We start from the raw sequence: 12,158 nt of genomic DNA on the forward strand, positions 1-12,158 counted from the left end.
ACAGAGAACGAATATGTGTGGAATAGTGTGTACATTCAATATAAAGAGACCCGAAGAGCAATTACGTCCCCAACTACTGAAAATGTCGCGGAAATTACGTCATCGCGGTCCCGACTGGTCGGGTGTCTTTTCCTCCGACAAAGCAGTCATGGCGCATGAACGCCTCTCCATCATCGATCCCGCATCGGGACAACAACCGCTTTACAGTAAAGATGGCAAATTGGTGCTGGCGGTGAACGGCGAAATATACAACCACCGGGAGATCCGGAAGCAACAGGAGGGAAAGCATGATTTCCTTACCCAATCCGATTGTGAAGTGATCCTGGCGTTGTATCGCGACAAAGGAACCGGTTTCCTGGATGACCTGAACGGTATCTTTGCCTTTGCGCTGTACGACACCGAAAAAGATGTCTTCCTCATCGGACGGGATCATATCGGCATCATCCCCCTCTATCAGGGATGGGACCAGGATGGCGCTTACTATGTAGCCTCGGAACTAAAAGCACTGGAAGGTTATTGCAACACCATTGAGGAGTTTCCTCCGGGGCATTACTATTATAGCGAGGATGACCAGCCTCGACAATGGTATTCCCGTGATTGGACCGAGTATGATAACGTGAAAGAAAATGTGTCGGACGCGCAACTGCTTAAGCAAGCGCTGGAAGATGCCGTACAGCGCCAGATGATGAGCGACGTGCCTTACGGGGTATTGCTTTCAGGCGGACTGGACTCTTCCATCATCTCCGCCGTCGCCAAGAAGTTCGCCGCCAAACGGGTGGAGACCGACAACAGCGAGGATGCCTGGTGGCCGCAACTCCACTCCTTCGCCATCGGCCTGGAAGGATCGCCCGACCTGGCGGCTGCCAGAAAAGTAGCGAACCATATCGGATCGGTGCACCACGAAATCCATTACACCATCCAGGAAGGGATAGACGCCATCCGTGACGTAATCTACCATATTGAGACATACGACGTAACGACAGTTCGTGCAAGCACGCCTATGTATCTTATTGCCCGTTTTATCAAGTCGATGGGAGTGAAGATGGTTCTTTCCGGCGAAGGTGCCGACGAGATCTTCGGGGGATACCTCTATTTCCACAAAGCCCCCAATGCTGAAGAGTTCCATAAAGAAACAGTCAGGAAACTGAGTAAACTACATCAATATGACTGCCTGCGGGCCAACAAATCGCTGGCATCGTGGGGAGTGGAAGGGCGTGTACCTTTCCTCGACAAAGAATTCTTAGATGTCGCCATGCGCCTCAATCCAAAGGACAAGATGGCGGGAAACGGAAAGATCGAAAAATATATCCTGCGGCAGGCATTTGCGGACTACCTTCCCGAAGAAGTGGCATGGCGGCAGAAAGAACAGTTCTCCGACGGCGTGGGATATGGCTGGATCGATACTTTAAAAGATATAGCTGCACACGAAGTAACAGACGAACAGATGGCCAACGTACATCATCGTTTTCCCATCAATCCGCCATTGTCAAAAGAAGAATATATGTACCGCTGCATCTACTCCGACCTGTTCCCGTCGGATAGTGCCGCCCGGTGTGTGCCGTCCGTCCCGTCGGTAGCATGCAGTACACCGGTCGCCCTCGAATGGGACGAGCAATTCAAGAAAAATGCCGACCCCTCAGGAAGAGCAGTCGGCCAGGTACATGAGCACGGGTATCAGTAGGTGTGTGGGGGTCAAATATATTCGTCCCCGTAACGGAATTTCACATCCGTGACGAAATGTTTGATCCGCTGTTCTTCGCTTTTTTTGCAGATCATCAGCACATTATCCGACTCAGCCACAATATAGTCATCAAGACCTTGCAAGACAACCAGTTTATCTTCACTCATAGCCACCACATTATCGGTACTCTCGACGAACAAGGTTTTGCAATGCAGGCTGGCATTGCCTTCCCCATCCCTGTCAGAAATTTCATGCAGGGCACCCCAGGTTCCCAGGTCGCTCCAGCCAAAATTGGAAATATTCACATAGACATTATCAGCTTTCTCCAAAATACCGTAGTCGATGGAAATATTGGGGCAGAAGGGGAAACTGGCATCAACAAATTTTTTCTCGTCCGGCGTGTTGAACAGATCTTTTCCTTCGCTGAATTTCTGGTTGATATCCGGAAGGTGCTTTTTGAAAGCATCCAGGATAGTCTTCACATTCCAGAGGAATATTCCCGAATTCCATACAAACTCGCCACTCTCCACAAATTTCCGGGCTAACTCTAAATTGGGTTTCTCGGTAAATGCTTTCACCTTATGGATCCCATTATCCTCTTCGTCATTCACCTGGATATACCCATAGCCTGTTTCGGGACGACTGGGTTTAATACCGAGCGTCAACAAGACAGACTTACGGTTCACAAAATCCAATCCTTTCTGGATATCTGCCACAAACTCGCCCGGATTCATGATCAGGTGGTCCGAAGGGGCGACAACAATATTCGCATCGGGGTCGATCGCGTTGATTCTGAAAGAAGCGTAAGCAATGGCAGGAGCGGTATTCCTCCTGATTGGCTCCAGCAAGAGCTGGTCATCCCTCAGTTCGGGTAACTGCTGCTTCGTCATCTCCGCATATGCATCGTTCGTCACAATGTATATGTTCTCTGCCGGAACAATCTGTTTAAACCGGTCGAAGGTACTTTGCAGCAACGACCGTCCCGTTCCAAAGAAATCAAGAAACTGTTTGGGTTTTTCCTCCTTGCTGAAGGGCCAGAAGCGGCTTCCTACTCCACCGCTCATGATAACACAATAATTATGATTGTTTCTCATTACTAAGATTATATATATTTTTTAAATATGAATTTCGGGGTTCTATATCTATTGTCATTGTTCAGCATTTTATTTAATTCAATAACGCCCTTTATCGACAATTTGTTTATAGTCTTCTATAATTTATCCTTAAAGGTACAAAACAAAACTGAAATAGCATCGGGAAACTGTCGGAAACAGCAGTATAAAACTGCAAACCTTTTACGACTCTTTCCCTATACTAAAAGAAAAATAGAAGGAAACCGCACAAAATCTGAAAAAAGAAGAGTGACTTATTTCAAAATACCAAAAATATGTGTACTTTTGCATTCTCTTTTTGGAGATGCCCAGATGGCGGAATTGGTAGACGCGCTGGTCTCAAACACCAGTGGATTCACTTCCATGCCGGTTCGATCCCGGCTCTGGGTACTATTTTAAAACGCTAAATTATTCGTAATAAATAATTTAGCGTTTTTATTTTTACTCCCATGTCCGCAATATGTCGCATTTTTCAAATTTAACATACACCAAAAATTATCACAAAAGTCAGGTTTGCCGTACCGGCGTCAACTCCCAGTTCAAGTACGATCAATCTTCCTATCATGGCTATTGCCAAAGCAGCAATAAAAACTATCAGTAATAGAATGATGTGGCTATTGATTTTGCGATAATCCATGTTGAAACCCTTTCTCAAAACTTTAACTTCCCTGATTCTGGTTCTTCAAAAGCTTCACTCTCTTTTAAGAACCCGTACACATCATCAAAGTTATCTCCTACGATGTGGGAGCTGAATAACTGTAATTTCTCCATAACCCGTATATATACCGATGGATCGTTGAGCCGGGAAAACCGTTTTAATGATAACAAATAGTCTTCTAGAAAAACAGTTGGAACAATAATACGTGTCCTATTGCTTTTCACCAATTCGGCATTCATCATGATTCGAGAAACTCTCCCATTCCCATCATTGAACGGATGGACTTCACTACAAACAAACATCATGAAGATAGCTTTTGCAAACGGGTCAGTCAATACTGTATATAATCGGAATCCATATCTAAGAGTTCCCTCTACCAGATGAGGCAATACAAAAATTGTATTTCCTGCTTGATTTGCTTTCGTCTTGAATACACCCGGTTCCATATCGGGCCGGCCTTCCATTAATATCGCATGACGATGTTTGAGTATCGCCAAAAAATCGTTTTCCGTTTCTGGAACAATATTCATCTCAGTTCTATTAGATACGATCTTAAATGTACCGAGTATATCATGGGAATCATTGATACGTTTTGGTATTATTTTACCTGTCTCCACAATTTCAAGCGCTTCTTCCACCTTGAATTTAGTACCCTCTATATAGTTAGAAAAATAACTTTCGAAAAAAGAAAACAGACGGAAAGAAGACTCATTCCCATTTTTATCCAGTATTTCTTTGAAAAATTTACTTGACAGTGTATCATACAATAATGAAAATAGTTGTGCTCTCTGTTCATCATATGGCATACCCGCAGCCCGAGCCTTACCGGATTCCGTGGTTAGTATTGAGGCTGGCCGGGTAGCCAAAAGGGCTGAGATTATTTTGTCAAGCTTGTCGAATTCCTTTTCCATGCCACATTGCGCTGCAATATTTCGGGCTTCATCCCGGAAACGGTTGACAGCATCCTCTCCTTGAGAATTAATCAGGGATTCCATTCTTTTTTCAACGAAGGATGGCGGAAGAGACTTGCTTTCATCCCCTTTCTTTCTACTTGACTGAAGAATTTCAAGAGTTCGACGGTAGTCTGAAGAAACATATAAAGGCATCTCTCCCAATTTTATATCGCTCGGTAAAGGATCTAGGCCTTTCATTACATTAAGTCTAATACCAGGAATGTCATCGATTAAGCGAGAAGATCCGGCTGTTAAAAAGAAATCTCCTGTTGGAGTCGGAGCCATGCTAAAGGCACTTCTATGACTGATAATCGCACCGGGAAGTCTCCATGCGATTACTTCAAGTAAATTCCGACGAATTATATTACTGTCAGAATCAAGTAAATTAGAAGTATAAATACGTGGAGCAATCTTTTTAAGCTTTCCCTCCTTTTCCATTCTCGTAATGCGACGTGACTCAACAGAGTCAGACGTTCCAAAAATGATCTCTTTATTTATATCCATAACTCAAAAAACATCGATTAGAAATCTAAATCACCACAAATTTGCAAAAAAGTATCGACTAAAACACGATTAATGCAAAAAAATATCGATTAAACTCTTTTCCATTTCCAAATGCAAAAAACATCGATCATCTAATATGTACTGCTCATTATTGCAAAATTTCATCGATTATTTCAAGCCAGACGCAAAAAAACGTCGATTAGTTCAATAAATCAATTAATTCTTTTTTCATATCGTCGTCGATAGTCCGGTATCGGGTAAAGGCTTTGCTTCCCTCTTTGTGTCCGCTTAATGCTCCGACTAAATTAGAATCTTTGACTTTCTTATAGATATTACCGATAAAACTGCGTCTGGCCATGTGGGATGATGCGACTTCAAATAATGGTCGTTGTACTTCCTGTCGGGATTGTTGATCCAATACTGTAACCATACGATCAAGTCCGGCTTTCTTAAAGGCTTTTTTTATTTTACGGTTATAGTCCTGCTCCGTATTGAAAGGAAAAAGACTTTCTCTGTCATTATCCTTATACTTTGTTATCAGTCGTTTGGCTGTATCATTTAGCGGTACACAAACTGTGATCGCCCTATCTTCTTTCGTTTTTCTCGGGATATATTCGATGGCATCACCAATAATACTCCTGTAGGTCATTTTATATAAATCACTCACTCGACAACCAATCAGACATTGAAAAACAAAAATATCCCGTTGAGTTTCCAATTTTTTATTATCTGACAAATCTGTTTCTAATAGTTTGTTTCGTTCGTCGTTACTTATGTAGATCGGAGTACCATAGACTATCTCCCCGATAATAAAATGTTTAAACGGGTTATTGAATGTATAACCGTTATCGTTTGCCCAAATAATAAAACTACGGAAGCGAAGCATCATGTCTGCAACTGAATTCTGCCCTCGTGGTTTTGGCATACCTTTAGGGATTTCATTACCATCATCATCCAATTTGGACGGACGTTTTCTTTTCGGTGTTTTAACCGCCACTTTAGTCTAATAAGGAATTTTCTCGTAAATATCAGGGTATTTCAGGAACGCTTCTTTTTCATTACTAAGAAAGTCCTCGATCTGGTATAGTATATCAACGGATAGGGATGCAAATGATCGCTTGAATCCTCCTTGTCCCTCTTTCCTCTTGAACAACTCAAATCGCTGCAAACTGCGAATAATCACCTTGAAATTCTTACGTCGTGATTCTGATAGTTTATGTGTAGATAAATATCTTTCGACAACCTCAAGAAATGATTCTTCTTTTGGAGATTTACTTTTCCTTACCGGTCCATGGTACTTTTTAATCTCCTTTTCAATCAGGGGTTTGTCGATTGTGCTTTTATTCTCACTGGTATTGATTAACTTTTCGAGGTGATCTGTCAGGGATTTCAGCATCGATTTCTTTTCAAGCAAGGCATCCCTTTCCTCTCCTTGTATTAGAGGTATATTTATTTCATTCTTCTTACCCCATCGTTTACAGTCAACCAAGATACCGGAACCTGTCCTGATACGAATATCGCGGGTAATATATAACCGCAGACTTATTTCAGATTCACCTGCATTATTGATGATTTTTCCAAGATAATAATTAGTCTGTGCCATCGCTGAAAAATTTATTTTTTCAAAGATCCTTAATTAAGGTATAATTGCAATACTATCGTGTCCGCAACATGTCCGCATTTTAAGAAAACCATCAAAATCACGTCCAAATAAAATCAATCAAATTCAATCTTTAAATATTGTATATCAATAGAATATAGTTTATTTTCAATCTTATCTGTTTTGCCTATTTTGGACTTATTCAAACCGGCTATGAATATTCAAACCCCTGATTATCAAATGATAATCAGGGGTTTTATTTTTTATAAAGTGTATTAAAAGTGTACTAAAAAGTATATTCTGTATATTCTGAAACTTTCTCCAGAGAATGGTAAAAAATAATAGATACATCATTTTTCAGGGATTATTTCTACTGTCCCTGTTTCTGCAACTCTTATCTTAAAAGTCGGACTTTTCATTATGACAGACCCAGTGTTGCTCTCCACAACAAACGGAGTGTCATCCCCTTCCACGGTTATAAAAACAGCTTCACCCTGTATCAACTCAACTTTCCGTGCAGTTTTGTTGAATTCATCTGAGCAAAACGAAATTACAGTGTTATCGTTCATTTTAACAAATGTGCCATCCGGTAAAACGAACTCCCTGTTTTCACCTTCGCCGGTATTGAATACGACATCTTCAAAGGGTGGTATGTCCGTTGATCGTTGTAAAAACCGCTCTTTTTGGTTGAAGCCAAAGTACATCCCGAAACCGGCTAAGAGGATAATTATCATAATTACCGGAAAACTCAACAATATGGACGGTTTAGCACTCCGACCGGACTGAACAGGTATAGACTCATTACTGTCGGTGACAACAGAAGGAAAATGTTCGGATATCTTCCTATAAATTTTTCTTTCCGCATCCTTTTCTTCTTTCCCATCGGGCAATACAGACAATTGCTCTTTCAATAAGGGATTCCATAGCGACAGAAATTGCTTTTCCTTTTTCGACGCCTTACCTGACTCGAAGCGGTCCAATAATTGATGGACAAACAGAAACCATTCAATTCTACTCCTTTCGTCTTTCCCTCCACGGTCCGGCATATATCCTTCTCTATTGTTTTTAGAATGGAACATAATCGATACATTGAAAATAAATAATGGTTTAATAACTTCCCTATATAGATAATAGAGTTTTCCGGGTTAATTTTTACCTGAAAAACATTAAGATTTTGTTAAGATTTATCTATCTGAAATAAAATCCGTTATCATGCAATCATCATCTGTTTCTTGTAGCAAATACTTAATAATATCGTGCTCAAATCGTAACACTTTTTCTATAGATTTGCCCAAAATATGATTATATGAAGCTCACAGACGCTACCCTTTTAAGGCAAATGGAGACCGGTTGTAAAGTGTACTTTTTCAATATTCTTTATGATCGTTACAACCGCCTTTTTTATAGATGGATATATACCCGCATAGGTTGCAAGGAAACAACAGAAGAGATAGCACAGAACTTCTGGGTGGAAATATGGGAAAATCCCTCTTATTTCAAAAACAATATACATGGTTCTGTCAAGGATTACTTTTTACGCGTTCTTTCTTTCAGGATGTTGGATTACCTGAAATCATCGTATGCCCGCAAATCGGGTGATAATTCCCTCTTGTCGGAAATTGAGAAGTCATTATCGTATACCCACATCCTTGAAGAAATTCATATGAATGAAGTGCATACCATCATAAACGGCGTATTGGATAACCTGCCACAATTGACAAAAGATATTTGTGCGTTGAGGTTAAACCAGCAATATACGGTAAAAGAAACCGCTTCCGCATTGAAAGTGTCCCCCAAGATTGTCCGTACCCGTTACCGGAGTGTATTGGCAATGTTAAAAGAACGCCTGGTAGGGGTTTACAGTTATTCGGGATAGGTTTGTTCATTTTACTTTATGATTATCAATGAAGGACAAATTAATCAGCCGGGAAGATATACGCACTTTACATCCTGTTTTTAGGGGAAAATATGGAGATCCCCTTATCGATGCGGGTGCCAAACTATCGGGCATACAGAATGCCAATGATATTTACGATCGTTCGAAACACTTGACCGGCGTTCCCTTTTGCCGGGATTTGCTTGACAAATTGGAAATAAGACGCGTGGTAAAGAACCCGGAGGTACTGGAACAGTATAAAAATAAACCCTTTATCACGGTATCCAACCATCCCTACGGCCACATCGACGGCATTGCACTATTGGAGGCTGTCGGCAGTTATTCGGGCCGGTTCAGGGTAATGGTCAATCATATTCTGGGATTGATCGATACAATGAAGGATAATTTTATCATCGTCAATCCTCACCAAAAGCAGGGAAATGTCACATTAAACGGGTTAAGACAATGCCTCCAACACCTGAAAAAAGGGAATCCCCTGGGTTTTTTCCCCTCCGGTGCAGTTTCTTATATCAGTTTCAAGCACCGGCGGTTCGGGATAATGGATAGGGAATGGCAATTGTCTGTCCTGAAGTTGATCCACAGGGCAGGTGTGCCGGTTATTCCCATCCATATTTCGGGCAGGAACTCCATACCGTTTTATCTCTCCCGTGTTTTCGGATGGAAAACCCGTACCCTGTTACTTTGTCATGAGCTGAAAAATAAGGAAGGGAAAGAAATTGTCATCACTGTAGGAAATCCGATTTTGCCGGAATTCATGCAAATTATCCGTGACGATGCAAAATTGGGGGAATACCTGAAACAACAGACATACAGTTTGGCACAATAACCACTCCACAATTAAACAAAACAAATATGCAGGTAAAGTCAATTCAAAAAAATCAACCGGAAGTAATTAAGAAAAAATCCAAAATAAAAGTGGCTTTTTTCTCGGATATATTAGTCCGCGATTTCGATGGGGCAAACAAGACCATGTTCCAATTGATAGACAGAATTCCCGAATCAGAATACAACTACCTGTTCTTTTGCGGGATGTCTTCAAAAAACAAGATGAGACATCTAATCAGGGAAATCCCCACAATGACCATTCCTTATAATCACACCTATAAATTAGCTCTTCCCCACTTTCGTAAAGCCGAATTGATCACCGTTTTATCCATGTTCCAACCCGATGTCATCCATATAGCCACACCTTCGTCATTGGGTTTCTTTGCGCTTAATTACGCGAAGAAACAGGGCATCCCTGTATTATCCATCTATCATACACACTTCATCTCATATATAAAGTATTACCTGAAGAACCTGCCTTTCCTTATTAATTTCACCGAGGCGGTAATTGCCAGGACATACCGCAAATTTTACAATAAATGCGACCTGACTTATATACCCACGCACCAGATTGCCAAAGAACTGGAAGCGTATGGGGTATCGACGCAAAATTTCAAGTTATGGCAAAGGGGGATCAACACCTCCCTGTTTTCGCCTGATAAAAGGGACCGGGCTTTCATAAAGAGATTGACCCACAATGATTACCCCTCCATCCTGTTCGCGTCGAGGCTGGTCTGGGAGAAAAACCTTGAAACGCTTTTTGCCATTTACGACCGGGTTCAGGTACTTGGACTGAAAGTTAATTTTTTGGTCGCCGGCAACGGCGTTGCCGAAGAAGATGCCCGGGCAAGGATGAAGGATGCATTTTTCTGCGGCTTTTTACCACACGAAACTTTGGCGAAAGTCTATGCCTCTTCCGATATTTTTTTATTTACCTCCGTATCCGAGTCATACGGGAACGTGGTGATCGAAGCAATGGCCAGCGGGTGTGTCCCGGTAATAGCCAGGGGAGGAGGATCACAAGCATTGGTGGATGACGGGATAACAGGTTTCTTGTGCAATCCCGATGAACCGGATGATTACATAGAAAAAATCAAAAAATTACTGGACAACTATCCCCTGAGAAAGAAAATGCAATTCGAAGGTCTGGAATTCACATCGACCCTGGATTGGGAAAGTTTAGCGAAGGTATATTTCAACGATATCAAGTATCTGGCGCATTACTCCGAAAGCTTACAAAAGGTAGCCGCGATTTGATAGGGATAAGGACCGTTTCCGAAATGAATTTCTCTTCAAATAATTCGTATAAATGACCGAAATCCTTTGCATTACTCACAAATATCCGCCATGTATCGGAGGAATGGAAAAACAGAGTTACGAACTGGTTACCGGTTTGGGTCGGCATTACAAAACGCATGTTATTGCATACCGGAATGATACCGGTAAAGTCGTATGGTTTTTGCAACTCAGGTCCAGAATAACCGGGATACTCAAAGAAAATCCCGGGATAAAACTGATCCACTTAAACGACGGATCGATGGCTGTCGCCTGTTTATGGCTGTTGAAACGGACTAATCTGCCTGTTATCGTCACTTTTCACGGGCTGGATATTACATTACCCTCTTTTGTTTTCCAACGGCTACTTATTCCGAGAATGACCCGGTATTCCGGCGCTGTTTGTGTAAGCAAATTCACAATGAATGAAGTATTACGGAGGGGGTTCAACGAAAAGACAACATTTACAGTAAATAACGGCGTAGATACGGGGATGGATAAAATACCGGTAAATAAGGATTACCCCCAATTAATCAGGGATAAGTACGGTATCGACCTTTCCGGCAAGCATATCCTTTTTACAACAGGCCGACCTGTCAAACGGAAGGGGTTTTCCTGGTTCATAAAGAATGTGATGCCATTATTGAATGACGACATCGTACTTTTAATGGCAGGACCGTTGAATACGCATCAAAATATTTTTCAGAAAACCATCCGTTACCTGACGGGAGTATTCAGCCCTGCGTTACAATTAATGTTAGGATTGGATTCCGATGCGAATAACATCAGTAAAGAAATCCTGAAAAGCAAGAACAGCTATCATTTAGGGCGAGTGACCCATGAGGATTTGCTCCAATTGTTATCATTGGCCGATTTGTTCATCATGCCCAACATAAAAGTGCCGGGCGATGAGGAAGGATTTGGACTGGTTGCCCTGGAAGCAAACATGAGGGGGACTTTTGTCCTTGCTTCGGGGATTGAAGGTATAACCGATGCGGTGATCGATGGTGAGAACGGTTATCATTTGCCTGCCGGTGACAGCCGGGTATGGGCAAATACCATCCATGAGGTATTACGTGACAAAGCACGATTGGATATGCTTTCACAAAAGGCGAAAGAATATGTGAAAAAGAATTATTCCTGGGATATTATGGTTGAAAAATATAAGGAAATATTCGATAGTCTTACCTTCTCCGACACATCCCCGACAATTTCCGACACATACAGATTTAATTTCCCGATAAACAAAAAAAGATTGCCCGGCTATGGACAATCTATATAATTCTATCAAGCTTGATCAACCTTATTTGGAAGCTTCGATTGATGCTTTACGGAAAGCTTTCAGTTGTTTTTCCAATTCCAAAGAAGCTTTACGGGCGCGGGCACCTGCAGCTTTGTTGTTGTTCTCTGCTTGAAGTGTTGCATTTTCCTGAAACAATGCAATTTGTTCGTTGATGTTTGTCAATAATGTTTTCATAATTCCTTATTTATTTTACAAAATTCTCCGCAAAGGTAATGGATAGATGGATTTCACAAAAATTATCGGGACTTTTATTTGGTTTTTTTGTAATAATTCCACACTTTACACTTCCTCGTATTCCCCCTGCCGAAGAAGATGGTCGGAAAACAGACCAATTCGACTTTGGCGGGATT

Annotated in this window: 12 protein-coding genes and 1 tRNA gene; 6 read left to right on the forward strand and 7 right to left on the reverse strand. The window is 41.5% G+C overall.

The genetic code is table 11. From position 1 onward, the window contains the following. Positions 1–13: 13 nt before the first annotated feature. Positions 14–1,681, forward strand: a complete 1,668-nt coding sequence (asnB, locus tag ABV001_RS15990; protein ID WP_352423733.1) for an asparagine synthase B — start codon at positions 14–16, stop codon at positions 1,679–1,681. An 11-nt stretch (positions 1,682–1,692) separates the two neighbouring features. Here asnB and ABV001_RS15995 read toward each other — a convergent pair whose 3' ends face one another. Continuing rightward, on the reverse strand, positions 1,693–2,775 hold the full coding sequence (locus ABV001_RS15995) for a mannose-1-phosphate guanylyltransferase (protein ID WP_294081272.1): 1,083 nt from the start codon (positions 2,773–2,775) through the stop codon (positions 1,693–1,695). A 324-nt stretch (positions 2,776–3,099) separates the two neighbouring features. Here ABV001_RS15995 and ABV001_RS16000 point away from each other — a divergent pair. After that, positions 3,100–3,183: transfer RNA gene (locus ABV001_RS16000), tRNA-Leu, on the forward strand. Positions 3,184–3,271: 88 nt separating this feature from the next. Here the strand turns inward: ABV001_RS16000 and ABV001_RS16005 are convergent. The 5 genes from ABV001_RS16005 to ABV001_RS16025 form a co-directional block, all read right to left on the reverse strand. Continuing rightward, complete coding sequence (locus ABV001_RS16005; protein ID WP_352423734.1) at positions 3,272–3,430, reverse strand: hypothetical protein; 159 nt, start codon at positions 3,428–3,430, stop codon at positions 3,272–3,274. A gap of 14 nt (positions 3,431–3,444) precedes the next feature. After that, on the reverse strand, positions 3,445–4,908 hold the full coding sequence (locus ABV001_RS16010) for a Fic family protein (RefSeq protein ID WP_352423735.1): 1,464 nt from the start codon (positions 4,906–4,908) through the stop codon (positions 3,445–3,447). A 199-nt stretch (positions 4,909–5,107) separates the two neighbouring features. After that, positions 5,108–5,905 (reverse strand): site-specific integrase, encoded by a 798-nt coding sequence (locus ABV001_RS16015; protein ID WP_352423736.1) that lies wholly within the window; start codon positions 5,903–5,905, stop codon positions 5,108–5,110. 6 nt (positions 5,906–5,911) lie between these two features. After that, positions 5,912–6,511 (reverse strand): hypothetical protein, encoded by a 600-nt coding sequence (locus tag ABV001_RS16020; RefSeq protein WP_352423737.1) that lies wholly within the window; start codon positions 6,509–6,511, stop codon positions 5,912–5,914. Between the two features lie 347 nt (positions 6,512–6,858). Then, the gene (locus tag ABV001_RS16025) at positions 6,859–7,587 is read right to left on the reverse strand and encodes a FecR domain-containing protein (protein ID WP_352423738.1); all 729 of its coding nucleotides are present in this window, start codon (positions 7,585–7,587) and stop codon (positions 6,859–6,861) included. Between the two features lie 227 nt (positions 7,588–7,814). On the opposite strand from ABV001_RS16025, the gene ABV001_RS16030 reads away from it, so the two are divergent. Genes ABV001_RS16030 through ABV001_RS16045 form a run of 4 tightly spaced genes read left to right on the forward strand, consistent with a single transcriptional unit; the run spans position 7,815 to position 11,787 of the window. Beyond that, on the forward strand, positions 7,815–8,384 hold the full coding sequence (locus ABV001_RS16030) for an RNA polymerase sigma factor (protein ID WP_352423739.1): 570 nt from the start codon (positions 7,815–7,817) through the stop codon (positions 8,382–8,384). Positions 8,385–8,412: 28 nt separating this feature from the next. After that, the gene (locus ABV001_RS16035; protein ID WP_352423740.1) at positions 8,413–9,231 is read left to right on the forward strand and encodes a 1-acyl-sn-glycerol-3-phosphate acyltransferase; all 819 of its coding nucleotides are present in this window, start codon (positions 8,413–8,415) and stop codon (positions 9,229–9,231) included. Between the two features lie 26 nt (positions 9,232–9,257). Next, positions 9,258–10,487: a glycosyltransferase family 4 protein gene (locus ABV001_RS16040; protein WP_352423741.1), complete on the forward strand. Its 1,230-nt coding sequence runs from the start codon at positions 9,258–9,260 to the stop codon at positions 10,485–10,487. Between the two features lie 52 nt (positions 10,488–10,539). Then, a complete protein-coding gene (locus ABV001_RS16045; RefSeq protein WP_352423742.1) occupies positions 10,540–11,787 on the forward strand; it encodes a glycosyltransferase family 4 protein in 1,248 nt (415 codons plus the stop codon). Between the two features lie 21 nt (positions 11,788–11,808). Here ABV001_RS16045 and ABV001_RS16050 read toward each other — a convergent pair whose 3' ends face one another. Continuing rightward, positions 11,809–11,982 (reverse strand): BF3379 family histone-like protein, encoded by a 174-nt coding sequence (locus ABV001_RS16050; protein WP_323425033.1) that lies wholly within the window; start codon positions 11,980–11,982, stop codon positions 11,809–11,811. Positions 11,983–12,158: the final 176 nt, after the last annotated feature.

Source organism: Proteiniphilum sp. (assembly GCF_040307845.1).
Lineage (GTDB): Bacteria > Bacteroidota > Bacteroidia > Bacteroidales > Dysgonomonadaceae > Proteiniphilum.

Bases quoted from the DNA above. Each gene is read 5' to 3' on its own strand.
- asnB (WP_352423733.1), top strand. From the start codon at position 14: ATGTGTGGAATAGTGTGTACATTCAATATAAAGAGACCCGAAGAGCAA.
- ABV001_RS15995 (WP_294081272.1), bottom strand. From the start codon at position 2,775: ATGAGAAACAATCATAATTATTGTGTTATCATGAGCGGTGGAGTAGGA.
- ABV001_RS16005 (WP_352423734.1), bottom strand. From the start codon at position 3,430: ATGGATTATCGCAAAATCAATAGCCACATCATTCTATTACTGATAGTT.
- ABV001_RS16010 (WP_352423735.1), bottom strand. From the start codon at position 4,908: ATGGATATAAATAAAGAGATCATTTTTGGAACGTCTGACTCTGTTGAG.
- ABV001_RS16020 (WP_352423737.1), bottom strand. From the start codon at position 6,511: ATGGCACAGACTAATTATTATCTTGGAAAAATCATCAATAATGCAGGT.
- ABV001_RS16025 (WP_352423738.1), bottom strand. From the start codon at position 7,587: ATGTTCCATTCTAAAAACAATAGAGAAGGATATATGCCGGACCGTGGA.
- ABV001_RS16030 (WP_352423739.1), top strand. From the start codon at position 7,815: ATGAAGCTCACAGACGCTACCCTTTTAAGGCAAATGGAGACCGGTTGT.
- ABV001_RS16035 (WP_352423740.1), top strand. From the start codon at position 8,413: ATGAAGGACAAATTAATCAGCCGGGAAGATATACGCACTTTACATCCT.
- ABV001_RS16040 (WP_352423741.1), top strand. From the start codon at position 9,258: ATGCAGGTAAAGTCAATTCAAAAAAATCAACCGGAAGTAATTAAGAAA.
- ABV001_RS16045 (WP_352423742.1), top strand. From the start codon at position 10,540: ATGACCGAAATCCTTTGCATTACTCACAAATATCCGCCATGTATCGGA.
- ABV001_RS16050 (WP_323425033.1), bottom strand. From the start codon at position 11,982: ATGAAAACATTATTGACAAACATCAACGAACAAATTGCATTGTTTCAG.